Genomic DNA, 23,166 nt, shown 5'->3' with positions numbered 1-23,166 from the left:
CGCCATGCTGACCCATCCATCCATCGTTTTAACCCTGCGCCGGCATCATCTGTTCAGCCCGTTGCCGGAGAAGATTTTCCAGGATGTCTGCACCCTGGCCAATCTCAAGCGCCTGCCCGGGCACTCGACCTTGATGCATCAGGGCGATCCTGCCGATCGGTTTTTCCTGCTGGTCAGTGGCCAGGTCAAGTTGCACCGGGTCACCGGCGAAGGCCAGGAGCATCTGGTGGAAGTCATCCGCCCCGGCCAGACCTTTGCCGAAGCCCTGCTGTTTAGCCAGGCCAAGGCGTATCCGGTGAGTGCCACGGCGCTCAAGGACAGCGTGCTGGTGAGCATCGAGGGGCATCACTACCGCAAGGCCCTGGAGGACCAGCCGCAGATCTGCCTGGCGATCCTCGGCACCATGAGCCTGCACTTGCATCAACGCCTCAAGGACATCGACACCCTGACCCTGGCCAATGCCAGCCGCCGGGTCATCAACTTTCTGATCCAGGAACGCGATGCCGTCAGCGGCGATGTGGTGCTGCAGGTGCCCAAGCGTCTGGTGGCGTCAAAACTGGGGATTCAGCCGGAGACGTTTTCGCGGATCCTGCACCGGTTGGTGGACGCCGGCTTGATCGAGGTGCAACGGCGTACGATCCTGATCCTGTGCGAGGAGCAATTGATGACCTATCAGGCCGGCTGACTTAGAATCGACGCCATTCCTCGCCCGCCTTCCTGACACGAGCGCCCCCATGAGCTTTGATTTCGACACGATCCACCCTCGACTCGGCACCGGCAGTACCAAGTGGAGCCGCTACCCCGAAGACGTCTTGCCGATGTGGATTGCCGACATGGATATCGCCGCCCCGCCGGCGATCCTCAAGGCCCTGCACGCGCGCCTGGACCAGCAAATGCTTGGCTACAGCGTCGCCCGCCCGCAAGTGCGCGAGGCGATCATCCGCGACCTGTGGGACAAGTACGCCTGGCGCGTGCAGCCCGATGAATTGCTGTTCCTGCCGGGCGTCGAGCCGGGTTTCAACATGGCCTTGCACGCCTTTGTACAACCGGGCCAACCGGTGGTCTTACAGACCCCCAACTACGCACCGCTGCGCCATGCGGCGGGCAACTGGAACCTGCCAAAGATCGAAGTGCCGTTTGAACTGAGCGACCACGGCGAATACCTCACCCCCCTGCCCGCTTTGCGCCAGGCCTTGCAGGGCGCCGGCGCACTGCTGTTGAGCAACCCCCACAACCCGCTGGGCAAGGTATTCGCCCGCGAAGAGTTGTTGGCCGTGGCCAACGCGTGCCTGGATACGGGTGCGCTGATCATCTCCGATGAAATCCATGCCGAGCTGTGCTTTGACGGGCGCCGGCATATCCCCACCGCCTCGCTGAGTGCAGAAATCGCCCGGCGCACCATTACCCTGATGTCCGCCAGCAAGGCCTACAACGTCGCCGGCCTGAAGACCTGCTTTGCAATTGTCCAGGACCCGCTCATCCGCGAGCGCTTCAACAAGGCCCGCTGCGGCATGGTCGACAGCGTCAGCCCGTTGGGCCTGGAAGCCACCTGGGCGGCGTATAGCCAATGTGGTGAATGGTTGGAAGCGCTGGTCACGTACCTGCAAGGCAACCGCGACTACCTGCTGGACGCGGTGCAAAAACGCCTGCCCGGCATGGTCATGCATGCCCCTCAAGGCACCTACCTGGCATGGCTCGATTGCAGCGCCCTGGGCCTGGATGATCCGCAGCGGTTCTTCCTGGAGCAGGCCAGGGTCGGCTTGAGTGCCGGTATTGAGTTTGGCGATGACAGCCAACAGTTCGTACGCTTGAACTTCGGCTGCCCGCGGGCATTGCTGGAAGAAGGTATTTCACGCCTGGAGCGCAGCCTGAATAACCGCTGAACACTCTGTAGGAGCTGGCTTGCCAGCGAAAATCGTCAACGATGACGCGGATTATCTGATACCCCGCAGCGTTCTCAGGTTTTTCGCCGGCAAGCCGGCTCCTACAAAGGTGTGCAGGATTGGTATCAGAGCTTGGCGATGGACACTTCGGTGGATTTGACGAAGGCAATCACTTCGCTGCCCACCTTCAATTCCAGGTCGCGCACCGAGCGGGTGGTGATCACCGAGGTGACAATTCCGGAGGCGGTTTGTACGTCGATCTCAGACACCACTTCGCCCAGCAGGATCTCCTTGATCACGCCCTTGAACTGGTTGCGCACGTTGATCGCTTTGATGGTCATGTCGGTTTTCCTTTCACTGTTGGGTCAATCCGCACGAATGCGCAGGCCCTCAAAATGCGCCATTCACACAGACAACAAAAGGAATAAATAACTATTTATTTATTCCTTTTTGATATATAAGAACTCTGTAATTGCATGCCGAAAACTTCTACGGTTTGAACGTAGATCGCCTGCATGACCAATGCGGTATCACCGGCGCAGTCTTGAACTGAATTTTTGAAGCCCCGAAATGACACCGGGCCCCATTAGGCCCCGGCGTCATTTCACAGTTGAAAGCTACCGGCCAACTCAGCCCATTCAGACAAAGATCCCACCTGACAAGGGCGCATCGGACAGCGTCGCACCTGGCTCGGTCAACGATCTGAACAAGACATGCCCCTGGAGCAACTTGCCATACCAGGCGTTCAGGCTCTCGACATCGGTCTGCCCGTCCAACGCCTCGACCCACAGCACCAGATCGCCAGCGACATCAGCGGTCAGTCTGACGGGGGCAAGCACCGAGAATGGGCTGTTGACCTGCAACAACTGAAGTACCACACCTTGCAGCAATCGCTTGGGCAGCGCGCCCAGGTGCAGGGCGATCAGCCAGCCATGCGGTACTCGCTCCAGTACCACCTCGGGACCCTCGCCAATGTGCAGACGGCAGGTGTGCTGATCCTCTGGCGGCATCGCCAGATCCCATTGTTCCAACCAGTCTTTCAATGACATTCAAGCTTACTCCGCAATTCGCCAGGCCTTGGCCATTTCGACAGTGGTGGAGCTCGACGGCTTGCTCCAGGGTTTGTTTCGCGCGCCGTAGTTATCGATAAGATCGTCCAGGGCCTGATTGATCTGGGCCGGGCTTATCGCACGCATCAGGCTGTGCTCGACACGATTGAGCAGCGCGACGTTGGAGGCTGGCTGGCCAACACGATAAAGGGACGGCAGAATCACTTCTTTGCGGATGTTGTCGGCGATCACCGCCACATCACGTCTGCGCATTTCATCGACCGCAGCTTTCAATACCGGCGACTCCACAGGCGTGTCGCGCAAGGCCCCCAACAAGCGCTGATGGTCGGTGTTATCGGTACTGTTCAGCGTATTGGCCACCCACGCCTTGCGCTCCGGGGTCGACGCCAACGTATCGAGGCGCGCCAAAGCCGAATTCATGCCTTCGGACAGTTTCATGTCCTTGGCCGAAAGGATGGCCACTGTGAGTTCAGAAAAAGCCTCCGTCGCCGCCCGCCTGAATTGCACGACATCCGCCGTACGAACCGGGTCTTGCGCCGAAACGCTGGCAAGCATTTCATCGTCCAACGCCAGCAGCGCGCTTTCCATGGTTGCAAACGTGTGGGCCTCACGGGCCTGCAAACGGTTATCGAGATGGTTGCCGACTTCTTTGTGCAACAGCGATTGCAGTTCGTTCTTGACGCCATCGGGCATTGTGAAATTCAGGGTTCCGCTGAGCATGCCGCTGTAGTCACCCGACCCTGTTTTGAGCGGTACCACGACGGTCTGGTCCTCCAGCGCTGCAAGCCCGCGCGCCTGCAATGCCGCTTGTGCACCCAACGGAGCCCCCACAACCCACTCGAAAACACTGGGGCGGTACTTGCTAGGGCCCTTGTCGGGAACTGCGTCCTCAGGAAACTTGAGAATGAGGTTGTCATCTTGACGTAGCGGGCTGTTCGAGAACTGTTGGTTGATCATTTCCGCTACCGGAACATTGAGCATCACGCCACCGTCCTGGAACTTGGTACGCTCGTTCTCTGCCTGGAACGGATGGTTGGTTTCGCCCATTTGTTTGAACACCAGCGGGAACGAACCGGAAATGTGCGCGGCGCGGGCGATGTCCATGTCGGGAGTCAGGTCGGCATTGAATACCACCAACTGCGGACGGCCTTCATACATTGCCGTACCGGTGATGTTCAATTCTTTGATCTGCGGGATCTGTCTGTTGAGCACGGACAGGTCGCTGAAGGTGACTGCGCCGCCCTTTTGCAGTTTTTGCACAATCGCATTGACGGCGGGTTGCCGAGCGACCTCGGGATGGGCCGCAATCTGGCTCAGTACGGACTTGCTGGACTCCGTGCGCAGGACTTTTTCCAGTGGCGCCGCTTCTGAACCCATGCGGGGGAGGATGTTGTACAGCAAGCGCACAATGCTGGCGACCACGCCGTTGTTGCCGAAGGTTATCAACTTGCCTAGGCCAGAGTTAAGATGCTGGAGCTTTTTCATCCAGCCTTTGCCGCTGTCGAGCAGGGAGATCAAGTCCATGCTATCGGACAGGCTCTTGAACGAACCAGCGCTCATCCCCGACGCCAATAGTGCCGCTGTGATTGCCCCGGCCGAAGATCCGGAAATGCTCTTGATACCATCCAGCGCGCCTTTGTTTTCGAGCGCTGAAATAGCGCCTGGATACGCTGCGCCTTTGGCACCACCGCCGCTGAGAACCAGGCCGGTCAACGGTGGCCGGGTCAGTTTGACCTCGGTGACACCGTTCTCGAAACTGCGCAGCGTAACCTGCCGCTTCCCCGCGCCTTCGGCGATCAACTGCGACGCGCCTTCGGGTTGCGGTGCCACCAGGACGGCCCGACTGATATCCGGCAATTGCGCGCTGACGGCTACACCGATGCTGCTCTTGAGTGCCGCCGTCAAACCCTGGCCCACAGGGTCCGTGGACAACGTGGCCTTGGGCGGTTGTTGATCCTTGGGCGGAGTAATTTCCTGCGGCCGGCTGGTACCGGCAAGTGCGTTGACTGAAGACGGAATTAGCATAAAGGCTCCTGGGGCAAGTCAGTTGTTGACTGGAGCAAATACTAAGGGAATGGGTTTTGCGGCCTTTTCAGTATCAGACGTTTTTTTATCAATTTAGCGTTTCCAATGATTGCTCTTCGAATTGTCTGTCGATCGAAGGGGCAGACACTCGCGCCTTATGCCCCCACGTTTGCTTCAAAGCGGCTTCCAGTGCCCCCAATTGGCCGCCAACGCTCGCGTCAATGATGCCGATCTCGGTCTCAAGGATGCAGCCACCCTGGTCGAGTCGGGCATCGGCGACGACCTCGACATAGCCCACCTCCGGGAAGTCCTTGAGCACTCGGGAAATCTGCTCGCGCACCTCAAGTACCTGATCCGGATGCACATGCAAAATGACCTGTTTCTGATTACTGACTAGCAACAACGCCTGTTGTGTCACTTGTAACGTCAGCTCGATATTGTCGTAATGCTGAAGGATCTTGCGCACCGCTTGCAGCACCACACCGCCCATCTGCTGCTCGACCTCGCGGTAATACTGATGACACTGCAACAGCGTTTCCTGAATCAGCACAGCCTGACGCTTGTTCGCCTCTTCGATGCCGGCCTGCCAGCCCAACGCCTTCTGTTGCTCATAGACATCATGGGCAGCACGCTCGATTTCCTCGGCACGTTTGCGCGCGACTTCAACCAACTCGCCTGCCGTCAGGTAGTCTTGATAGTCAGCGCTGCGCAGCAGAACCTGATCCGGTGCGAGGCGGACTTCAGATGCTTTTATTTCAATAAATGGAAGCATTGCGGGCTCACTTGTCGGGCGATTTTCAGACACAACGCCTGGGCCAATGGACGCTGGCTGCTACTGACATGCCAACGCTGAGGGGACACCAATAACCGGGATTCGCCAGGCGCCAGGCGTAAAGCCAGGCGCCTGGAAAATCCCGAGGGTGCGTCATCACAGGCCAGCAGCCAGAACTCCAGCGCGCGCTGGCGCAGGCAATCAACAAGTTCTCCTGCTGGCAAGGGTTGCTGCCAGCCTTGCGGCCAGGAGCCAATAATCAGTTCCAGTTGTTCCAGACAGTAGCGATGCCCGGCTTCGCCAATCGCAGCGTGAACCCGCCGCAGGTTTTGCGCGTCCAGCACTTGCCGAATCGCGTGACCATGCAGCAGTGCGCCCAGATAACCGAGGGTCTTTTCCAGCGCGGCCTGTTCAAAGAACGCGAGGCCGCCGAGCATGGGTGGCAACTCATACTCGATGCCCAGCGCAAACTCATTGAGCAGCCATGCATTGATCCCCCTGTGCCGGCGCCAGTGGTCCAGGGTTTCGGTCAGGCCCGCCAGCGAAGATGGGAGGCGTGTAGGGTGAATGTAACGGGCCGGGCAAAACCGTAGCTGGTAGGGCGTCAACAGCAACGTCATCACGAAAGCCTGCTGCGCTGCCACACATATTGCCCGAGGTTGCTGACCACCAGCAGCGCCACCATTAACCCGAACAGCCCCAGCAACCGGCTGCGCGACTCTTCAGTCACCTGAATCGAGAAGACTGTTTCATAACGTGGGGCGAGCGGAACTTGCCGCACATCGGCCGAAGGTACCAGCACTACGCTGATGCGGTCGTAACTCAACCCTTCAATGCCGTTGTTCACCAATTGCTTGATCTGCGGAATGTAGGCATCGAGCTGGATATCCGCCGCATGCTTGATAAATACCGACGCCGAGGCAGGCGACGACTTTTTACCCAGGCCGTCGCGGTCTTCAGGCAGCACTACATGCACCCGGGCGACCAGTACGCCATCGATTTCAGAAAGGGTTCGGGAAATTTCCTGGGCCTTGGCGTAGTTGAGCCGAGCTCGCTCCTCGACCGGCGAGGAGATCAACCCCTCCTTGGGGAAAACATCCTTGAGCGTGGAAAAACTCTCGCGCGGATAGCCCTTGCGCTTGAGTGCATCAATCGCCTCGGCGATATCGGACTCCTCGACCAGCAATTTGACCTTGCCGTCCTTGTCGGGCTGCTTGGCTGCCCAGATTCCTTCGGTGCGCAGCAACGCCAGCATTTCGTTGCCTTCTTTCTGGCTGACACCGGCATAGAGTTCGACTTTGCAACCGGTGAGCAGTAACACGGCCAGCACCATCAGAATTCGATTGAGTCTCTTCACACAGCACCTTATTGGGTTTTCATCAGCGTTTCGACGTTCTGACTCATGCGCCCTACCGTCTTGGCTATCAGTTCCTCCTGCATGCTGATACGCATCAGCGACCACTGCATCTGCATAAGGCTGCTCGGGTCGTCGCCTGGCGTCGAAAGCTCGACCTCAAGTTCATGCTTGGCCTGCGAAAAACGTTCCTTGATCTGCCCGATTTCGTTGAGCAAATTACCTCCCAGGCTCTCACCACCCTTGCCCATCGCCTGTTCAAAATCGGTGACTTGCCCGGCATTGGCCTGGGGTGCCTTGAGCTCATCGAGACTGGTGACAGTGGCCTGACTTATCTGACTAACGTCCATCACGACTCCAAATCGGGTGAGTGGGTAAAACTCATCATGTTTTTGATCATTGCGTTCACAGGGATCAGGATCTGCAACTCGCGGCGCACAATCGCCTGCAGGTAGTCACTGCCCTCGACGCCCTTGACCTCACTCAGTACGTTGAGCAACAGGGTTTCCTGTTGCTTGCCGAACGGTGCCTGCTCCTTGAGCATGTCCTTGAGCGCCAGACGATCCTGTTCAAGTCCCAGGTGTTGTTGCCCAAAGCGCACTAGCAAGCGATCCGACAGGCCCTGCATCAGCCAGTTGAGCAGTTCACCACGACGCCCTTCGGCCGATTCCGGCAGATCCTGGCGATACCACTTCCACACGGCGTCACACTGCTGACGGACATCCATACCCGTCAGTGCAGTTGTCAGATCCGTACCATGCAACCAGAGCTGCAAGGGGGCGTCGATCGAGACAGGCTTGGGCGACACCGCAGCAGGTTTCATTGCCGCGTCAAATGCTTGTGCCTGACCGGGCTCGGCGGGTAACGCAGGTCGAGTGTCCCGTGCATCACGAGGCGGCAGTTGCCCGGGCGCCGAGTCGATCCGGTTCATGCCCCCTCCGGGTCACGCATGCCTTGGGCAAACTGCTGCAGCCGCGGGTCTTCGCTCGCCGCCAGCTCGGCCAGGCGCCGATCCAACGCGGTGCCTAAGCCCAGCCGCCATTCACACAACGCCAGCCAAGGCGCAAGTGCCGGCCACGGCTTGCCCTCGCCCAGCACCAGCGCCTGTTGGTAATGTCCCTGGTTCATCAGGCTGGAAAGACGGATAAGGCACGCGGCCTCCTCCTGCCCCTCGACCTGCTCAAGCCAGTTGGCAATGTGCTGTGCTTCTTCGTGGCAGTGATGACCGCTACCGGCCAGGGCTAGTTCTGCCATCAGCCCTTTCAATGAACTGTCCATAATCAGATTTTCTGCAGGATGCCTTGCATCAGGTCTCTCATCGAACGGGTGACAGTCGAGTTGATGTTGTAGATCACCGACCACTTGTTGAGTTTGTGTTGCAGCTCGGCCAGCAGCGCCGGGTTATCCGCAGAGTCCTTGAGAGCGGCAATCGCATCACCGACCTCCTTGTTGGCGTTGTTGGCCTGGTCCTTGAGGTTTTCCGCGACTTTGTCGAGCGTGTTGACGCTACTGTCATTGGTAAAGATCGATGCCATCATGAAGCTCCCTTGAGGGTGTTGAGAATGCTGATGGCGGCCTCGACTGCCTGAGCTTCCATCTGCCATTGCCGATACTGCTGAGGATCACTGCCGCCGATCAAACGACGTTTGACGCAGGCCCTGGCCTGTTGCAGTTGCGCGCGTATCTGCTGTTCAAAGTCCATGTCAGCGGCGCACAGACGCTCCTCCAAAACCGTCATCATTGAGCGGTTCCCCCTTTAGATTGATGATGAATTGTTGTTTGCCACGGCTGACGATCACGGTGTCGGCATTGATCGCCAGCACCCTCACGCCTTGCGCAGTAGAGGCATTGACCGGGTATTTCTGACCATCGCTCAGCACCACATACGGCACTTTGCCGAAGGACACCGAACGCACCACGAACTCCAGATCATCGGTGCTGCCGCGTTTGTTGCGACTCACCAGGTCCAGGGCCGGACGTGCGCCGAACTCCTGGCGAAAATCACGCTGCAGCTTGTAGAACGCGTTGAGTTGAGCCTCATCAAGTTGCCCGCGCACTTCAATTCGCTCACCTTTGTCCTGATAAGCCAGCACCGCGTCGAGACCAGAGTCGGCAAGCATCTGATCGAGCCGCTTGAGGTGCGATCCGGCAAGCCGCACATGGTTTTCCACCCCCAGCAAGCCAGGCACATCGACCTTGAGCAAACTTTCGATTTGCAGCCAATGCTCATCCTCAAGTGCCAGTTCACCGGTGAGGCGAATCCAGCCAGGCTGGTCCCCATTGGCCGTGCGTACCTGGCGATAACCGAATTTCTGCAGGATGAACTCCACCCCCTGGCGAATCTCTTCCAGGGTGCGTACGTCGAGCCGGTACGTCAGGCCGCTACGTTCCAGGTACTGCTGCAATGCCAGCCGCGTGCGGTTGTCTTCCAGATAACCGGTGAGCGCAATACTGCCATTGCCTTGAGGCTCACCGAGTTGCACAAACTGATACTGGCGATCACGTAAAAAGCTGCGCAAGGCGACGACCGGGTCCTCGCTGTCCATGCCACCGCTCCCAGACGACCAGGGGGCGCCAAGCAAAGCAATGAGACCTGCCAGCAACAGTGCACTGATACCAAGCAGCAATCGCCCACCCCAACGCACTCGCGGCTGCGCCCTGCGCCGTTCGTGAGGGTTGGCAGCCAGAGGCAGCTGCTCGCAGAACTGCCGTTCCTGAACACAATAGGCCCACAGCAGCGGCCCACAAGCCTGGCGGACCAGTGCCTGCAACGCGCTGCCGCCAGCCAGCGGCTGCCCCTCCTGAAGTGGCTGATTACCTTCGGCCCACTCCAACAGGCGTACACCTTGCGGGTCGACATCGAGCACCAGGTGGATCGGAGCAATGCCTTCATCGACCAGTACCAGATCAGCTTGCAGCGGATCGGAACCGATCACTACCCGTCCTTCAGCCAGCGGCACTTCAACCCCTTGATTGAGGCCGCTATAGAAACGAATTTTCCAACCCATGTCAGGGCTTCTTCGGTGCGCGGACGCACTGTTCGACACCTTCGACGCAGGCACCCTCGGCAATACGCCAGCCTGTAGTGTCATTGCCCAGGCTGCATGCCATCAGCGAAGAGTCCTTGCCTGCCTGTGCCAGCACTTGCTGGAGCTCGCGGGCCTGACCCAGTGCCTGGCACTGCGCAGTACCGAGCAATTTCTGCAACGAAAGACTCTGGTTCGACAGCTCATCCACCTGGAGCAATTGATCCATATAGCCACGCTTGCTGCCCAACGCCACAAAATGGCCTAGCCCGTTGTCAATCAAGCGCGGCTCGATCAGAAACAGCCGCACCGAGCGACGGGTGAAACTGGACTTGAACCGGAACAACGCTCCCAGATACGGAATGTCGCCCAGCAGCGGAACCTTGCGCATGGATTCGCTGAGCTCATCACGGTAGATACCGCCGATCAACAGGCTCTGTCCGTGGCCCACGCGTGCCACGGTATCGACCACAGTGCGAGCGATGGTAGGAACCCCGCCCGCTCCTGAGCTATTAGGTTTCTGATTACCGTCCTCGATATGCAGGCTGAGGCTGATTTCTGGCTTATCGCCCAGTTGGATGACCCGCGGCGTCAGTTTCAGCATGGTGCCGTAGGTGATCGCCTTGAGTTCAGCCACCCGCTCACCCACAAGGCTGACGTAATAGGTTTCGCTGTGATCAATCACTGCCAGGGTGTTTTCCTGGGTCAGCACGGTCGGCCGCGAACCGACCTGAGCGCGCCCCTGACTCTGTAGCAATGTGATGCGGGCAAGCAGGTAATCCAGCCCCCGGCTATCCACCAGGCTGGCACCGGCCTCTCGCGCGGTACCAGGGCTGGTATTGCCCTGACTGCCAATGTTCTGGCTGGTGGTGCGAATGTCGATCAGCTTGTTTGGGCCGACGCCTATACCGACGCGCCAGTCCACGCCCAGTTCGGCGAGGTTTTCCGCGTTGATGTCGACAATCGACAAACCGACCTCGATTCGCGCCGAAGGACGATCCAGTGCCGCGATCAAGCGCCGGTACATCGGCATGCGATCCTTGGTATCGCGTACAATGATGGCATTGAGCGAAGGCTCGGCCTGAACCACGGCTCGCCCGGACTGCGTCGGTAATCGAGGGCTGTCCTGTCCGCCTTCCACCGACACCACATTAGCGTCACTCAGCACGCGAGCAAGAATGGTCGCCACGCCCGGTGCATCAATATCGTCTTCGCGATACTTGATTCGCCGATCCTCGGCGACTGCATACTTGAGCGGAAAGATTTCCACGGCCAGGTCTCCGGTCTTCTCAATACGCAGAGCATGCTGCTGCTCAAGAGCCAGGGCCGTTTGCTCTACCAGATCCAGATACCGTGGGGGGCCGGAGGCGTACACCAACCGCCCCCTCATGTCCGATCGCCAACCAAATCGCGGTTCCCAGACACCTGCAGTTTCCAGTGCCTGCCTCAGTTCGGTTTCGCCGATCTGCTCCAGCTTGACCAGCCGCGACTGCATTTCGCTGGCCTTGAATACGTAGAGAACAGCACCGTCGTAGTACCAGATCAGGTTGTAGAGCGAAGTCATCAGTTGCACAAAGGACTGAGGATCATCGAGGTCGAAACGTCCACTGACCTGATCATTGACCTTGTCACTGACAATCACCGAGCCGTCGTAATTGGCAGCGAAATTGGCCAGGACATCACGCAGGCTTTCACCCTGGGCGACATAGTTGTAGGGGATTTGCGGCCAATCCAGATCCTGGCTTTGGGCGGTTTCGGTCAAGAGCAATGCAAAGACCAGGCTCAAGTACCGCGAAACACTCAGGGACGCCATAAAGTTTGTTTCCACTGCGGTTCCAGGCCTGCAATCAACAGCTCTGGCTTGATCGTTTCCAGAATCGCGACCTGAGCCGATAGCGCTCGCTCCAGGTCGTCCAGTTCCAGGGTGGCGAATTCCAGACGCGCTTCGAGCATCAGGTTTGACTGTTCATCGGTGGCCAACGCCTGGGGATAGCGCCGACTCCATCGGATGACCTGGCCTAGCAGGTTCAGCAACACTTCACGTTCAGCCGCAGATTGGTGCTGAACTTGCCAGTTCAGCGGGCTGGACAGCACAAGATCAGCCCCCTGACGTTGTAAAAAAAGACTGTGACCGTCGATCCGCAGGTGATATCGACCTGTTTGATCGGCCACAAAAACCCCTTGGCCCGTGCGTGCGGCCAATCCAGTCAGTAAATGTTCCATGATTCCTCGGCGTATCCGGCAGTCAGGAGCCTTGCCAGTAAAAGTGGTCGTTCGCCTGGCACAGGCTACGTTCATACAGCCAGTGCTGAACGGCATCCGCGGCACCCGCGTCGTCGTCAAGCCTGGCCAGCGGCTCCCACAGAGGGCTCAACACCACCGGGACAGGAGAAAACCCATCGAGCTTGCCGTCAGCCAGCAACATGGACATGCCTTGATGCCAATTGGGCCAGGCCAGCTGTGCCTGCTCGGAGATGGCGCCCAACTTGCGTACCATATTGGCAATTTCAGCGTCGGTCTTTGCCCGACATTGAGCGATTTTGGCCAGTTCCTGTTGCGCTAATTGCGCATTGGTTTCTCCGGCCAAGCGCCAGAACTCGGCCTTGATCCGCAACTGGCGTGCCTGTATTTCGTACTCGATCAATGCCGAACGCCAATTGGGTACCGCTTCATCAAAAAGGCTTTCCCACCAGCTGTATACCGGCAGCAGAACCCAATCGATGAGGGCCTGAGTCGAGGCTAGATTGATCCGGTCGCCCAACCAATTGCACCAGTCCTCACCTTGGGCGCGAGCCTGACGCAGTACCAATTGAATATCCCCGCGTTCGAGCGCCATGCCACGGGCCAAGCGTTGTTGCAGCCAATTGGACTGGAACAGCTGCTCCAGCCGTACACGCGGCAGCAAGCGTTGCAACAAGATCAACTGTCGCACACTAATAATTCCCGACTCACGGTACACACTGGCTGATACACACCCAGCTGCTCGGCCTCGACCGCGGGCATCCCGGCCTACTACAAACACCCGACGACCAGCAAAAATACCAGCTTGAGGGGTTTGATTTTGGTCTTCCTGGCTCATCTTCTGCCTTGACTATCTCGTTTCGTAGCACACCCGTCAGCGTCTTCCACTGCGACCAATCTTACTGAGGAGCAACGGACTAAACTTGCAAAAAACGTCATTTTTTTTTAGTCCGCCGCTATTCTTTTCCTTGTCTTGAACGACTGGGAGTACACCCGAAACGACGACGATAGCTCTGAGTGAAGTAAGACTGGCTGGAAAAACCGCTTTCCATCGCGATGTCCACAATGCTCATTTCGCTGTTAAGCAATAGATGATGGGAGTAGAGGATACGCCGCTCACTGATCCACGCTCGGGGAGAAACGCCATAGACCGACCCGAACAGTTCCTTGAACGTGGTCAAGCCCATTCCGAACTCTCGGGAAAACTGGCAGAGCCGCCACTCCTTGAGGTAGTGCTGCTCCATGAACACCTGTAAACGCTCGACGTGCCGACTTCCCTGCTGACGCAATACTGACATCAGCGCCGGGCCCTGGGGACTGAAAGCAAACAGCATCAACAACTCTTCGACGCGCAACAACGCCAGCATCGGTGGGTGTTCATGCACCATCAGCCCTTCGAGCCCCTTTATGCAGTCCGCCATCAACGGCGTACTAGCAAACGCAATGAGACTAACCCCCGGCCCATCCCAGCGCTCTACTTCACTCAATAAAGAACCAAAACGCTGAACAAACTTCTGTAAAAACTGAACCGATAATGGGATCCAAAGTAAAAGACAATCGTGTTCGCCCGTACTCACGACATAGTTACCTCTGCGCGCAAACAATAGCTCGCCAGGCATGAGACAAACTGTCGCATTACAATCTTGAACCGTGACCTGCCCTTCGATAAGGATATAAATCCCCTCTTCACCGTTCGATACAAACTCAAACGTCGGAATAGACCACCGGCACAGCTTTATCTGTTTCCGAGCACGTGTGCTGGCACCTTGCATTTTATTGTGACCCCGAACCTGCACATACCATTTGTACGGTGCCCAAGTAGGCATCGTACGAAACTCAACTTCTAAATACTGCTGCGCGAAGATTTTGCGCTTGAATCCTGTGACGCGAGAGCCTGGAATCTAGCAGTGGCGGATTCTCTATTTGTTGGCTCAAACAGTGCACTGATTCTATGAAGTCAGGATGACTAACTCAATGACAACCGTCATTGCGATTAATCATAGCCATTAGAGTAATTACTCTTACCAGACGAAGCTCCGATAACTTTATTTAGTTACCCACCTATCGAAACGCCCTTCTATTTCAACAGGCGCTAAATAAATACAAAATATTTCAAGATCATTTCGTCGCCACCGAAATAGTGCATTTCGGATAGCAGAGTAGTTGCCCAAGCTGAATATTCATACTTTCACCAGGCACCACCGACTGCCAACTTCTCGACTGCACAGCCCCGTCATCTGACCAAGCCAGCTCACTGCGCACCAGCAGGCCGTCACCGACCACCTGCGTCGGCATCAGACGAAAGGCAAAGTGCAACGGCAACGCCGTCACCCGATAACGAGCCTGGGCAACCAGCCGCAGCTGCTGCTGGATCACCGAGTAGAGCCGCACACTGACGTAGGCAGGTTGTGAAATCGGTGAAGGCGTGCGCACCTGCCCTCTCATATCAATCAATTTTGCCGGCGGCGAAGGCACACTGACGCAGCCCCCCAAGGCAAGAAAAACGCTGAATAGCAGCGTCTTCCTCACGGTTGACGAACCTTGCGCTCATAAAGAGGGGCAATCTCGCCATCGACCAAACGCTGTAAGTGTTGCTCACTCTGTTGATCGACCTCCACCTGTACCGCCAGCCAGCGACCCAACTGCGCAACGCTGATGCCTCCCTCCTGGCGACTGGGCACCTGACTGAACGAGCGCCCGGCAAAGCTTCCAGATGTTGGCGCACCGTCACTCGTGGCCGCTGGTGAAATGCCAGTGCTTTCTATCTTCATGACTCACTTAAACCCTCATACCGGCGGGCTTGGATATTGTTTGGTCGCCACCCTCATGTCCCGGCAGCAATTGCTGCCAAAACTCGGCGTGATCAAGCAGGTTGGCCAAGGTGGTTTCGAAGCGTTCCAGGGTCAACTCGGCCGCGGGTATCTGGGCGTATAGCTGCACCAGGCCCGCTGCCTCATCAAAACCAAAATGCAGATCGAAGCGATACCAGTACCGATTGAAACTCGCCAACTGCCGGAAGATTGCGTCGCCGAACGTTTCGATTCCCGCCACATCCGCTTCCATAACCAATCGCTCGCGTCCTGCCAGTAAAACCAGCGTCACGCCCAACTTATCGTCAAACAGCAGACTGGCTATTCCCTCTTCATCCAGCGATAAAGCAGGAAGGCCACTGCGATTGGCAAACTCGGCAAGCAGCCGGTTGACCCTGATACTCAAATCCATGCACGTCCCCTCGAACTAGGCGAATGCTAGCACCCTGACATGAGCGGGTTTTGTCACTGACGGGCTTTTCTTTTAAGAAAAAAGCCACATCACTGTGGCTTTTTTCCTATATCAAGATCAGATCAAGCCACGCCAGCGGCGGCCCGCCAGGCCTGATTGTAGTTCTGGGTGTACTGCGCAAGCAGTTGCAGCATCTCTTTCATAAAGTTGGCGTTGTAGCTCAACTGGTCTTCGACCTTCTGCTTTTCGCTCTGGGCAATTGACGCGTTGACTTCATCTTCCTTGGCATTGGCCTGAATAGCCGTTTGCTCGACTTGCACCGAGTTGCTGGACATCTGTCCAAGTGCCTGGTTCACGCCATTGATGCTTTGCAGCTTGGCATTGCGGTTATCCACGCCCTGCCCAGCCAGCTTGAGGGCACTGCTATCGGCCGCCTGATCCTTGACCCAGACCTTGCCGATTTCAACACGGTCGGCTTTGGAGGTTTTGCCTAGCGCTTGCATCTTCGCGTCGATCAGCTCATTGCGCCCGGCAATGTTGCTCTCCAGCACTTTTTCCTGGCTGATCGCCTTGCCATTCTTGACCGCACCAATGGCACCGGTAACCGCCGATGCAAGGGCCATCACACCGGAGATCACCGCCATCGCAATCATCAGCTTCGAACCGCTGCGCATTTCGTCCACTTGGGACTTCTGCGCATTGATGATCGAGGTGTTCTCGCTGTCGCGCTGGACAATCCCCAACTCGCGGGCCTTCTGCGCGATGCGAAACAACAGCACCATCAGCTCCACACTACCATTGAGTTCACTGCTGACCTTGCCCAGCCCCTCGGGCTTGAACACTTGCCTCGGCTCTATCAGGTCGACACCCGAGCTCTTCTTCGATTCGCCGGGCAGTGCCGTATTCGCGCTGTGAACAGTTTCAGTTCGTACGCCTGCTTGAGTTTTTTCCAGCGACTGAGTATTGCCAATCTGACCCAGCCCGTGAGCGCCATAGCCTGTTTCAATCATCATGATGTATTCCTCAGATAGCCGCAGGACGGCTGGAAAGGTTATGCAGGGTGTCGCCCTTCGCATTGATCATCTGGAAAATCTGCTCCATGACCTGCAAAAACGACTCGACCATGCGACTGAGTTCTTCCTTGAGCTTGTCCATGACGGCCTGAAACTGCGTGAGTTCGGAGCGAGTCTCCAGGGCATCGGCCTGTTTATCGGCAGCCTTGGCCTGAAACGCCGAGTTGGCGGTTTGCGCCGCACCGTTGGCGACATCCAGGGTCACGTCGGAAATCTGCATCCCGAGCTTGGCACCATGGGACAGAGACTGACTGGCCACGTTGCCGAACTTGCTACCCAAATCCGCCACTTTGCCGGCTAGACTGGCAGTGAGCTCGGCAGCCTTGCCACCGATTTTTGCACCCACCTTGGCGACCGCCCCTACGGCAGCCCCCCCGAAACTGACTACCGCAGCCATCACAGCGATGGCGATTTCGATCCCCATCAGAGCCGGTCCGAGCTTTTCCATCACTTCTTTACTGATCAATCCGTCCTTCGCCGCTTGTTGCACAGCCTGGGAAACAACACCCATTACACCCCCGGCAATCATCAGTGCTCCGGCGGCCGCGCCGACACCCGTCGCTACCAGAATGGCACCCACGATGATCGAGGCAATGGCACTGATCCAGCCAAAAATCTTACCTATCAAGCCAGACTTCTGGGCTTCTTTTGCAGCCTCGGTCGCCTCCAGAATCTTCTTCTGGTTTTCCTCGATCTTTTGCAGGTTTTGCTCACGCGCCATCTTGATTTCTTCAAGCTTGAGCTTTTTCTGCGTGGACTCCAGCTCGCCAGTCAGTTTGGCCAATTCAATCTCGAAGTCCTCCACCGAGCTGAGCCGCGCCACGCCTAACCGAGCAGTTTCAGCGACAAAACGCTGGGCCAGCCCAGTATCCTGGCGCACGGACTGCACCAGGCGGTTGATGTCCGCCCGAGTCCCGACATCCAGGCGCTGCTGACTTGCCGCCGACGGCGCGGTCAATTGCACCCCTTGGGACGTGACGGCCGATCGGCCATCCGCCTCGACCCGGGAGACCGTTAGCGCATCCCCCCCACGATCATTGCGTGGGCGCCCCACGGGGTCGCTTGCAGCAACGTTCCCCGTGGCAAGCGCAACGCGATCAAACGTTATCGGATTCATTATGTTGATCCTTTCTCGCTAGTACGGCTTCCAACATGGCGCCAGCACGTTCGGCCAAAACCGAGTGCGCCGGCTGTGCTGCGGCCAAGGCCTGAGCCGAGTAGAAGCCACTCTCGGCCCCGTCGAGATCACCCAACTGCAGGTGACACTCGCCAGCATGAAATGGAAATCTGGGCTCGTTGATATCGATCAGCGCGCCGTAACTGAAGCTCTGCAGTGCCAGCTCAAGCTGCCCCATGGCCTGCCTGCACGCGCCCAATCCCAAAAAGAACCGAACGTCGTAATGATCAAGCATGCACAGCGACTGAAAAATCTTGTGGGCGTCATCCCACTTGCCGGCCTGGTATTGATTGAACGCCAGGGAGTAGAGCTGCTCAAGGCTGTCGCTGGAGATGTTCCTGAGCATGGCCAGCGTGCCGCCATCGCGCAAAAACGCTTCCAGTTCTTTCTCGTATTCCTCAGACACATCGTGTTCTTGCTGGCTCATCAACCGTTCCTATATGGCATTTAGAATGTCACGCATCATGCTGTCGTACTTCTGAACGAAGCGATTCAGGGCCTCGATGGCCGAGTTGTAGCGAGAGCTGACATCGTTCAACAGCGTGGTTTTCTCACTGACTTTGTCGTTGATCGGGCGGGAGCGGTCGCCCACCGTCGTGGCGAAGTTGGCGATGGGGTTGTTCTCGTCCTTGAACTCGTATTTGTTGAGTAAGTCACCGGGGTTCATCGCCCCACTTTCCTTCGGTGCGCCACTGAGGAAGCTTTTGATGCTCAGCGTGCCGGTACGGTAGGTGTCGAGCCCTGTCAGCAGTTTGTATTCCGCACTGGCCTGCCAGCTCTTGTCGTCGGGGTAGCCGTATAAGCTGCGATCGAACAGGTTGAGTCCCGGCTCGATTTCGATCTCTTTTTTAGCGGCCAGCTTCGCGTTGATCTGCGACTGGATCTTGCTGTAAATGTTGAGCTCGGCAGTCAGAGCCTTGAGGTCATCACGCAGCGCGGTGCGCTTGCCATCCTGTATCAGCAGAACCTCTTCATAAACGCCCCGTACGTCATCGTCGATCCGGTCACTGGTCAACCCGAAATGCGCCTTGGCCAGGAACTCTTTCAACGGCCAGGGCTGCCCTGGCTTCGCATCGGCGTACTGGTTGATCAGTTGCTTGACCGACTCGATCCCGGACTTGATTTGCAGCTCATACAGGCTGCCCTTCAAGTTCGATCCAGGCGGCAGAAAATAGGCCAGCAGCTTTTCTACCTGGGCATCCGACAGAGTCTGGCTGGCATGGGTAAAGGTGACGTTGCGGTTACTGATCAGTGCCCTAAGCTCTGCCAATGCATCAGTTGCACGACCGCGCAATTGATCGGCTGGAAGCGTCTGCAACGTATTCAAAAATCCCGACAGGTCTTGCTGGTAATGCCTGATATCCATAGAGGTTCCTTACACCACAAGTCCACGCATCGACGCCGGACGCCGTTGTCGTTTTCCTTCATCGGCAACCGGTGGGCGGCTGATGCGCATCCGCCGCACTTCCTGCAACAGCTCTTGTTCTGCTATCTGTACAAGTGCCTGGTCCGGTGACCGAAAGACCCGGTCACGGACCTCGGCAGGCAACGCCAGGCCTTCCCACATTTCACTGAGCAACCGCTCGCGGTGCTCATTGTCTTCAATGGCCTGCTCGGCAGCCTGAAGGGTTTTTGCGTAGGGTTCGTCGTACATATCCATGGCTCCTATAGTAGGGATAGAGCGCCTGGCTTCCTGTCAGGTACGGTCGATTATTTGTCGTTTTCTGATGGTGCGTAGCGAACACACCTGCCCCGCCGCCAGCTCGTACCAACCGTTCTGCAGCTCGGCCGCGCCAGTCCAACGACGATAGAAACGCGCCATCCGCGTGCCATCCAGCGGGCTGTCCGCCATCGCCTGTACCTTGCCGTAGAGCTTGGCTTGCGCGCCCAACACCGCGAGAACCGCCTCGGCCAGCACATGTAGCGCGGCAAAAGAATTGACCAGGCCATGGCGCCCGTCGACCCGGCGCAGCATGACGATCCAGACCCGTGCCCCTTCACAGCGCCAGGCCAGTTCGCAGCCGCCATACACAAACTTGCGGCCCAGCGGCAGTGTGCTGTGACGCAAGAAATGTGGGTGGGTGTCATGCCCGTGCGCCTGTAGCCAGCCCACCAATGGGTCGCGCGTCATAACGTCACCCGGCCCAGTGGCTGGATGTTGATTTGCTGGGTCAGCTCCTGGTAGGAGAGCACCGGCAAGCCGTAATAATCGCCTTCGATCAACTTGCGCACGTAGCGGCGAATGTCCATCGACACGATCAGCACCGGCTTGCTCTGCATTTGCGAGAGGTCGCCGACGGTCTGCCGGACTTGTTCGAGAAAGGCTTGGGTGACCGCCGGATCGAGCGCCAGATAGCTGCCGGCACTGGTCTGGCGGATGCCGCCACGGATCTGTTCTTCGACCTGCTGGTCCAGCAGGTAGGCCGGCAGGATGTTGTTGCCGCTCGAATACTTGTAGCAGATGTAGCGCTTGAGGCTGCTGCGGATGTATTCGGTCAACTGCACCACGTCCTTCTCTTTCTGCCCCCACTCCACCATGGCTTCCAGAATCGCGCGCAGATTGCGGATCGAGATGTCTTCACCGACCAGGCGCTGGAGAATTTCAGTCATGCGTTGCAGCGGAATGATGCGCTGGGCCTCCTTCACCAGTTCCGAATAGCTGTGCTCCATTTGTTCCAGCAGATAACGGGTTTCCTGGATGCCAATAAAATCTTCGGCGTACTCGCGCAACACATGGGAAAGGTGCCAGGTCAGCACTTGGTCCATGCTCAGGAAGGCGCAGCCGGATCGTTCCAGCCGACCTTGGTGCTCGGTACTCACCCACAGAGTCGGCTTGCCCGGCAGCACCGGCTCGCCTTCTTCAAAGGGCACACCAATGAGCTCCAGTTGACTGGCGCGCTCCTGCACCAGCAGCCGTTCGCTGCGCAAGCGCCCACGGGCCACCGGCACTTCTTGCAACTGAATCAGGTATTCACCGTCTTTCAAGCCTTCATTGAAACGCAGATGGATACCCGGAAACGGCACACCAAAATCCAGATAGAGCGCACGCCGCACCCTGACCAGCTCATCATTGAGCGCGAACGCCTCCAACTCCTGCTGCATGCTAGCCCCCACATCGATCAGCAAGGGCACGGTCATCGCGAACTCTTCCTTATCCCCCAGTCGCGTGCCCTTGGACTTGTTGCCCGTCGGCTTGGCCTTGGGCTTGGCTGATGATGCAGCTCCCGCACCTTGCGCCAGCAAGGTAGGTAAATCTCTTGGGTTGCCCTCGGCAGCCATCCCGCGCTGACGCAACAACATAAAGTACCCCCCCCCACCCACCAGTACCGCCAGCAGCATGAAGGTGACGGTGGGAAACCCGGGAATCAGCCCGAACAACACCAGCAATACACCCCCAATCAGCAATGCCTTGGGCTGGGCCACCACCTGATCACCGATGTCACTGCCCAGATCCGACGTACCGTCCGAGGAGTCCCGGGTCACGATGATCCCGGCTGTAATGGCAATCAACAGGGCCGGCACCTGGCTGACCATGCCATCGCCGATGGTCAGCACCGAATAGAGCTGCAAGGCGTCGCCGGCAGTCATGCCCTTCTGGGCCACACCGATGGTGATACCGGCCAGAATATTGATGAAGATAATGATCAGGCCGGCAATCGCATCACCTTTGACAAACTTCATCGCGCCGTCCATCGAGCCGAACATCTGGCTCTCTTTCTCGATCACCGCACGCCGGTCACGCGCCTCATTGACATCGATGACCCCGGCGCGCATATCACCGTCGATACTCATCTGCTTGCCGGGCATGGCATCCAGAGAAAACCGCGCACTCACTTCAGCGACACGCTCGGCACCTTTGGTGATCACCAGGAACTGCACAATGGTGATGATCAGAAAGATGATGCAACCCACGACCAGATTACCGCCCACGACGAAGTTGCCGAACGTGTAGACGATCTGGCCCGCGTCGGCCTCCAGCAAAATCATCCGCGTAGTACTGACCGACAACGCCAGCCGGAACAAGGTGGTTATCAACAGCACCGCAGGGAACACCGAAAACTGCAACGGTGAACTGATGTAGACGGACATCATCATCAACACCACCGACACTGTGATGTTGATTGCAATCAGGATGTCCAGCAGAAACGGTGGCAGCGGCAGGATCATCATGAACACAACCGCCAGCAGCATCACCGCCAGCATGATGTCCTGGCGCTCGCCCGCCAGCCTCACAAATTCAGAGAGCCGGTTCATGGGCCTCCCGCTGGCTCAGGAATCGCTCATGCGCCACGCGTGCATCGCCAATACGCCCCTGCAAATGGCACGCACGACTGACGCAGTCCCACAGCGCGAAGTCTTCCTCGCCTTCAGACAACAACCGATCACACTGTTGCTCGGCCTGTTCGCCCGCCTCCAGCTGCAACAGCGCCACCACCAGCGCCCGACGCCCCTGACGATGAGTCGGTTCAACGGCCAACAGGGCCTCAAGGAATATCCGCGCATGCGCTGGCTGGCCGCACTGCAGCTGCAGCCAGCCAAGCAACAGCAACAGGCTTTGCTGTATCGGTTTCAACATCATGGGTGGAGTCATACCTTGTGCAGCAAATGGAGGGCCATCTGCAGCAAGTACTCATCTTCGCTACGCGCTTGCAACAGCGCCGAGAGCGCCTGAAACTCGGGCGCATCAGATGAACAGACTTGCTGTTTGAGGTCTGTCAGGGCCTGGCGAAATGCCTGTGGCCGGAGTAACGCGTGGAAACCTTCATGGGGGCAGGCAAACGCCTGCAAACGCCGCCCGGCGAGATCTGCCGGGTACAGATTATCAAGATGAGCTTCAATGCAATGGCCGTCAGGTGGCAGCACATAGCGCTCGGGCAAGCCCGATGCGAAATGCTGATCGCCAACCTCGGTCAGGTGCTCAATGCCGATGTGCGGGGCACTGATCCGACTCACGGCGCAAGCACCGTTTGGCGCGCCGCACTCAATGTGCGCAACGCCTGGTGCAAAACCAATGCGCTGACGCGCCGCTCATCCAGGGTAATCAATAGCAGTAGACGCGTGTCACCAGCCCATCCACAACGCAGTGGCAGCTCAGGCCCGGTGCGGCTAAAGACCATCGCCAAGGCACGCACCGCGCCCTGATGAACCTGATGCCACTCCAGATCAACAGCCAGCCACAAGGTCAACTTGCGATCGTGCTGCTCCAGTTGCAGCGTGCCGGTTTCCTCGAACTCCAGCTGGATCAGCGCCCCCAACGGAGTCGGTACGACCACACCCAGGTCCTGACAGAACTGCGCCAATGCTTGGTCAATCCAGTGCATGT

At 57.7% G+C, this 23,166-nt stretch carries 31 protein-coding genes; 2 read left to right on the top strand and 29 right to left on the bottom strand.

Translation table 11 applies throughout. From position 1 onward, the window contains the following. The first annotated feature begins 4 nt into the window (after positions 1–4). Together FJD34_RS00875 and FJD34_RS00870 are read left to right on the top strand one after the other, a co-directional pair. Complete coding sequence (locus FJD34_RS00875; RefSeq protein WP_090291197.1) at positions 5–685, top strand: Crp/Fnr family transcriptional regulator; 681 nt, start codon at positions 5–7, stop codon at positions 683–685. Positions 686–734: 49 nt separating this feature from the next. Continuing rightward, positions 735–1,883, top strand: coding sequence for a MalY/PatB family protein (locus tag FJD34_RS00870; RefSeq protein WP_090291198.1), 1,149 nt, complete (start codon positions 735–737; stop codon positions 1,881–1,883). Between the two features lie 125 nt (positions 1,884–2,008). Here the strand turns inward: FJD34_RS00870 and FJD34_RS00865 are convergent, their stop codons facing one another. From FJD34_RS00865 to sycN, 29 genes are all read right to left on the bottom strand, one after another. Then, positions 2,009–2,224, bottom strand: a complete 216-nt coding sequence (locus FJD34_RS00865; protein ID WP_003173733.1) for a TOBE domain-containing protein — start codon at positions 2,222–2,224, stop codon at positions 2,009–2,011. 297 nt (positions 2,225–2,521) lie between these two features. After that, positions 2,522–2,932, bottom strand: coding sequence for a CesT family type III secretion system chaperone (locus FJD34_RS00860; RefSeq protein ID WP_090291199.1), 411 nt, complete (start codon positions 2,930–2,932; stop codon positions 2,522–2,524). 6 nt (positions 2,933–2,938) lie between these two features. Further along, positions 2,939–4,978 (bottom strand): patatin-like phospholipase family protein, encoded by a 2,040-nt coding sequence (locus tag FJD34_RS00855; protein WP_090291200.1) that lies wholly within the window; start codon positions 4,976–4,978, stop codon positions 2,939–2,941. 88 nt (positions 4,979–5,066) lie between these two features. Continuing rightward, positions 5,067–5,783 carry an HrpE/YscL family type III secretion apparatus protein gene (locus FJD34_RS00850; protein WP_269458675.1) on the bottom strand — a complete coding sequence of 239 codons (717 nt, stop codon included), beginning with the start codon at positions 5,781–5,783 and terminating at the stop codon, positions 5,067–5,069. Continuing rightward, complete coding sequence (locus FJD34_RS00845) at positions 5,729–6,370, bottom strand: Yop proteins translocation protein K (RefSeq protein ID WP_090291202.1); 642 nt, start codon at positions 6,368–6,370, stop codon at positions 5,729–5,731. Before FJD34_RS00845 ends, FJD34_RS00850 begins: the two co-directional genes overlap by 55 nt. After that, the gene (sctJ, locus tag FJD34_RS00840) at positions 6,370–7,119 is read right to left on the bottom strand and encodes a type III secretion system inner membrane ring lipoprotein SctJ (protein ID WP_090293153.1); all 750 of its coding nucleotides are present in this window, start codon (positions 7,117–7,119) and stop codon (positions 6,370–6,372) included. Before sctJ ends, FJD34_RS00845 begins: the two co-directional genes overlap by 1 nt. Next, the gene (gene sctI / locus FJD34_RS00835) at positions 7,116–7,454 is read right to left on the bottom strand and encodes a type III secretion system inner rod subunit SctI (RefSeq protein WP_090291203.1); all 339 of its coding nucleotides are present in this window, start codon (positions 7,452–7,454) and stop codon (positions 7,116–7,118) included. The genes sctJ and sctI overlap by 4 nt, the downstream gene beginning before the upstream one ends. Then, positions 7,454–8,035 carry a YopR/YscH family type III secretion effector gene (locus tag FJD34_RS00830; protein WP_090291204.1) on the bottom strand — a complete coding sequence of 194 codons (582 nt, stop codon included), beginning with the start codon at positions 8,033–8,035 and terminating at the stop codon, positions 7,454–7,456. The genes sctI and FJD34_RS00830 overlap by 1 nt, the downstream gene beginning before the upstream one ends. Next, positions 8,032–8,382 carry a YscG family type III secretion system chaperone gene (locus tag FJD34_RS00825; RefSeq protein ID WP_090291205.1) on the bottom strand — a complete coding sequence of 117 codons (351 nt, stop codon included), beginning with the start codon at positions 8,380–8,382 and terminating at the stop codon, positions 8,032–8,034. Before FJD34_RS00825 ends, FJD34_RS00830 begins: the two co-directional genes overlap by 4 nt. A 2-nt stretch (positions 8,383–8,384) precedes the next feature. After that, complete coding sequence (sctF, locus tag FJD34_RS00820) at positions 8,385–8,639, bottom strand: type III secretion system needle filament subunit SctF (protein WP_076963238.1); 255 nt, start codon at positions 8,637–8,639, stop codon at positions 8,385–8,387. After that, positions 8,639–8,845, bottom strand: coding sequence for an EscE/YscE/SsaE family type III secretion system needle protein co-chaperone (locus FJD34_RS00815; protein WP_090291206.1), 207 nt, complete (start codon positions 8,843–8,845; stop codon positions 8,639–8,641). Before FJD34_RS00815 ends, sctF begins: the two co-directional genes overlap by 1 nt. Further along, positions 8,808–10,112, bottom strand: coding sequence for a type III secretion system inner membrane ring subunit SctD (sctD, locus tag FJD34_RS00810; protein ID WP_090291207.1), 1,305 nt, complete (start codon positions 10,110–10,112; stop codon positions 8,808–8,810). The genes FJD34_RS00815 and sctD overlap by 38 nt, the downstream gene beginning before the upstream one ends. A 1-nt stretch (position 10,113) precedes the next feature. Then, entirely contained in the window at positions 10,114–11,943 is a 1,830-nt protein-coding gene (gene sctC / locus FJD34_RS00805; protein WP_090291208.1) for a type III secretion system outer membrane ring subunit SctC, read from the bottom strand. Further along, the gene (locus FJD34_RS00800) at positions 11,931–12,353 is read right to left on the bottom strand and encodes a YscB family type III secretion system chaperone (RefSeq protein ID WP_090291209.1); all 423 of its coding nucleotides are present in this window, start codon (positions 12,351–12,353) and stop codon (positions 11,931–11,933) included. Before FJD34_RS00800 ends, sctC begins: the two co-directional genes overlap by 13 nt. Positions 12,354–12,375: 22 nt before the next feature. After that, entirely contained in the window at positions 12,376–13,209 is an 834-nt protein-coding gene (locus FJD34_RS00795; protein WP_090291210.1) for a T3SS regulon anti-activator ExsD domain-containing protein, read from the bottom strand. Between the two features lie 118 nt (positions 13,210–13,327). After that, positions 13,328–14,143, bottom strand: a complete 816-nt coding sequence (locus tag FJD34_RS00790) for a helix-turn-helix transcriptional regulator (RefSeq protein WP_090293155.1) — start codon at positions 14,141–14,143, stop codon at positions 13,328–13,330. Between the two features lie 346 nt (positions 14,144–14,489). Continuing rightward, entirely contained in the window at positions 14,490–14,900 is a 411-nt protein-coding gene (locus FJD34_RS00785) for a YscW family type III secretion system pilotin (protein ID WP_090291211.1), read from the bottom strand. Continuing rightward, positions 14,897–15,142: a T3SS regulon translocated regulator ExsE family protein gene (locus tag FJD34_RS00780; protein ID WP_090291212.1), complete on the bottom strand. Its 246-nt coding sequence runs from the start codon at positions 15,140–15,142 to the stop codon at positions 14,897–14,899. The genes FJD34_RS00785 and FJD34_RS00780 overlap by 4 nt, the downstream gene beginning before the upstream one ends. A 7-nt stretch (positions 15,143–15,149) precedes the next feature. After that, entirely contained in the window at positions 15,150–15,593 is a 444-nt protein-coding gene (locus FJD34_RS00775) for a type III secretion system chaperone (protein ID WP_090291213.1), read from the bottom strand. A gap of 122 nt (positions 15,594–15,715) precedes the next feature. Continuing rightward, positions 15,716–16,606, bottom strand: coding sequence for a YopD family type III secretion system translocon subunit (locus FJD34_RS00770; protein WP_269458677.1), 891 nt, complete (start codon positions 16,604–16,606; stop codon positions 15,716–15,718). Positions 16,607–16,616: 10 nt separating this feature from the next. Further along, on the bottom strand, positions 16,617–17,783 hold the full coding sequence (gene sctE, locus FJD34_RS00765) for a type III secretion system translocon subunit SctE (protein WP_146552167.1): 1,167 nt from the start codon (positions 17,781–17,783) through the stop codon (positions 16,617–16,619). Beyond that, the gene (locus FJD34_RS00760; RefSeq protein WP_090291215.1) at positions 17,764–18,270 is read right to left on the bottom strand and encodes a SycD/LcrH family type III secretion system chaperone; all 507 of its coding nucleotides are present in this window, start codon (positions 18,268–18,270) and stop codon (positions 17,764–17,766) included. The genes sctE and FJD34_RS00760 overlap by 20 nt, the downstream gene beginning before the upstream one ends. A 9-nt stretch (positions 18,271–18,279) precedes the next feature. Next, positions 18,280–19,209, bottom strand: coding sequence for a virulence-associated V antigen (locus FJD34_RS00755; protein ID WP_090291216.1), 930 nt, complete (start codon positions 19,207–19,209; stop codon positions 18,280–18,282). Between the two features lie 9 nt (positions 19,210–19,218). Next, on the bottom strand, positions 19,219–19,497 hold the full coding sequence (locus FJD34_RS00750) for an LcrG family type III secretion system chaperone (RefSeq protein ID WP_090291217.1): 279 nt from the start codon (positions 19,495–19,497) through the stop codon (positions 19,219–19,221). A 42-nt stretch (positions 19,498–19,539) separates the two neighbouring features. Continuing rightward, on the bottom strand, positions 19,540–19,974 hold the full coding sequence (locus FJD34_RS00745) for an LcrR family type III secretion system chaperone (protein WP_090291218.1): 435 nt from the start codon (positions 19,972–19,974) through the stop codon (positions 19,540–19,542). Next, a complete protein-coding gene (gene sctV / locus FJD34_RS00740) occupies positions 19,971–22,097 on the bottom strand; it encodes a type III secretion system export apparatus subunit SctV (RefSeq protein WP_090291219.1) in 2,127 nt (708 codons plus the stop codon). Before sctV ends, FJD34_RS00745 begins: the two co-directional genes overlap by 4 nt. After that, the gene (gene sctY / locus FJD34_RS00735; RefSeq protein ID WP_090291220.1) at positions 22,081–22,422 is read right to left on the bottom strand and encodes a type III secretion apparatus assembly chaperone SctY; all 342 of its coding nucleotides are present in this window, start codon (positions 22,420–22,422) and stop codon (positions 22,081–22,083) included. The genes sctV and sctY overlap by 17 nt, the downstream gene beginning before the upstream one ends. Positions 22,423–22,430: 8 nt before the next feature. Beyond that, positions 22,431–22,796: a type III secretion apparatus assembly protein SctX gene (gene sctX / locus FJD34_RS00730; RefSeq protein WP_076963253.1), complete on the bottom strand. Its 366-nt coding sequence runs from the start codon at positions 22,794–22,796 to the stop codon at positions 22,431–22,433. Next, complete coding sequence (gene sycN, locus FJD34_RS00725) at positions 22,793–23,164, bottom strand: type III secretion chaperone SycN (RefSeq protein WP_090291221.1); 372 nt, start codon at positions 23,162–23,164, stop codon at positions 22,793–22,795. Before sycN ends, sctX begins: the two co-directional genes overlap by 4 nt. Positions 23,165–23,166 lie beyond the last annotated feature (2 nt).

This window comes from Pseudomonas brenneri, from assembly GCF_007858285.1.
GTDB classification, from domain to species: domain Bacteria; phylum Pseudomonadota; class Gammaproteobacteria; order Pseudomonadales; family Pseudomonadaceae; genus Aquipseudomonas; species Aquipseudomonas brenneri.
This window is presented reverse-complemented; position numbering and strand designations above follow the sequence as displayed.

Bases quoted from the DNA above. Each gene is read 5' to 3' on its own strand.
- FJD34_RS00875 (WP_090291197.1), top strand. From the start codon at position 5: ATGCTGACCCATCCATCCATCGTTTTAACCCTGCGCCGGCATCATCTG.
- FJD34_RS00870 (WP_090291198.1), top strand. From the start codon at position 735: ATGAGCTTTGATTTCGACACGATCCACCCTCGACTCGGCACCGGCAGT.
- FJD34_RS00865 (WP_003173733.1), bottom strand. From the start codon at position 2,224: ATGACCATCAAAGCGATCAACGTGCGCAACCAGTTCAAGGGCGTGATC.
- FJD34_RS00860 (WP_090291199.1), bottom strand. From the start codon at position 2,932: ATGTCATTGAAAGACTGGTTGGAACAATGGGATCTGGCGATGCCGCCA.
- FJD34_RS00855 (WP_090291200.1), bottom strand. From the start codon at position 4,978: ATGCTAATTCCGTCTTCAGTCAACGCACTTGCCGGTACCAGCCGGCCG.
- FJD34_RS00845 (WP_090291202.1), bottom strand. From the start codon at position 6,370: ATGACGTTGCTGTTGACGCCCTACCAGCTACGGTTTTGCCCGGCCCGT.
- sctI (WP_090291203.1), bottom strand. From the start codon at position 7,454: ATGGACGTTAGTCAGATAAGTCAGGCCACTGTCACCAGTCTCGATGAG.
- FJD34_RS00830 (WP_090291204.1), bottom strand. From the start codon at position 8,035: ATGAACCGGATCGACTCGGCGCCCGGGCAACTGCCGCCTCGTGATGCA.
- FJD34_RS00825 (WP_090291205.1), bottom strand. From the start codon at position 8,382: ATGGACAGTTCATTGAAAGGGCTGATGGCAGAACTAGCCCTGGCCGGT.
- sctF (WP_076963238.1), bottom strand. From the start codon at position 8,639: ATGGCATCGATCTTTACCAATGACAGTAGCGTCAACACGCTCGACAAA.
- FJD34_RS00815 (WP_090291206.1), bottom strand. From the start codon at position 8,845: ATGATGACGGTTTTGGAGGAGCGTCTGTGCGCCGCTGACATGGACTTT.
- sctD (WP_090291207.1), bottom strand. From the start codon at position 10,112: ATGGGTTGGAAAATTCGTTTCTATAGCGGCCTCAATCAAGGGGTTGAA.
- sctC (WP_090291208.1), bottom strand. From the start codon at position 11,943: ATGGCGTCCCTGAGTGTTTCGCGGTACTTGAGCCTGGTCTTTGCATTG.
- FJD34_RS00800 (WP_090291209.1), bottom strand. From the start codon at position 12,353: ATGGAACATTTACTGACTGGATTGGCCGCACGCACGGGCCAAGGGGTT.
- FJD34_RS00795 (WP_090291210.1), bottom strand. From the start codon at position 13,209: ATGAGCCAGGAAGACCAAAATCAAACCCCTCAAGCTGGTATTTTTGCT.
- FJD34_RS00790 (WP_090293155.1), bottom strand. From the start codon at position 14,143: ATGCAAGGTGCCAGCACACGTGCTCGGAAACAGATAAAGCTGTGCCGG.
- FJD34_RS00780 (WP_090291212.1), bottom strand. From the start codon at position 15,142: ATGAAGATAGAAAGCACTGGCATTTCACCAGCGGCCACGAGTGACGGT.
- FJD34_RS00775 (WP_090291213.1), bottom strand. From the start codon at position 15,593: ATGGATTTGAGTATCAGGGTCAACCGGCTGCTTGCCGAGTTTGCCAAT.
- FJD34_RS00770 (WP_269458677.1), bottom strand. From the start codon at position 16,606: ATGATGATTGAAACAGGCTATGGCGCTCACGGGCTGGGTCAGATTGGC.
- sctE (WP_146552167.1), bottom strand. From the start codon at position 17,783: ATGAATCCGATAACGTTTGATCGCGTTGCGCTTGCCACGGGGAACGTT.
- FJD34_RS00760 (WP_090291215.1), bottom strand. From the start codon at position 18,270: ATGAGCCAGCAAGAACACGATGTGTCTGAGGAATACGAGAAAGAACTG.
- FJD34_RS00755 (WP_090291216.1), bottom strand. From the start codon at position 19,209: ATGGATATCAGGCATTACCAGCAAGACCTGTCGGGATTTTTGAATACG.
- FJD34_RS00750 (WP_090291217.1), bottom strand. From the start codon at position 19,497: ATGTACGACGAACCCTACGCAAAAACCCTTCAGGCTGCCGAGCAGGCC.
- FJD34_RS00745 (WP_090291218.1), bottom strand. From the start codon at position 19,974: ATGACGCGCGACCCATTGGTGGGCTGGCTACAGGCGCACGGGCATGAC.
- sctV (WP_090291219.1), bottom strand. From the start codon at position 22,097: ATGAACCGGCTCTCTGAATTTGTGAGGCTGGCGGGCGAGCGCCAGGAC.
- sctY (WP_090291220.1), bottom strand. From the start codon at position 22,422: ATGATGTTGAAACCGATACAGCAAAGCCTGTTGCTGTTGCTTGGCTGG.
- sycN (WP_090291221.1), bottom strand. From the start codon at position 23,164: ATGCACTGGATTGACCAAGCATTGGCGCAGTTCTGTCAGGACCTGGGT.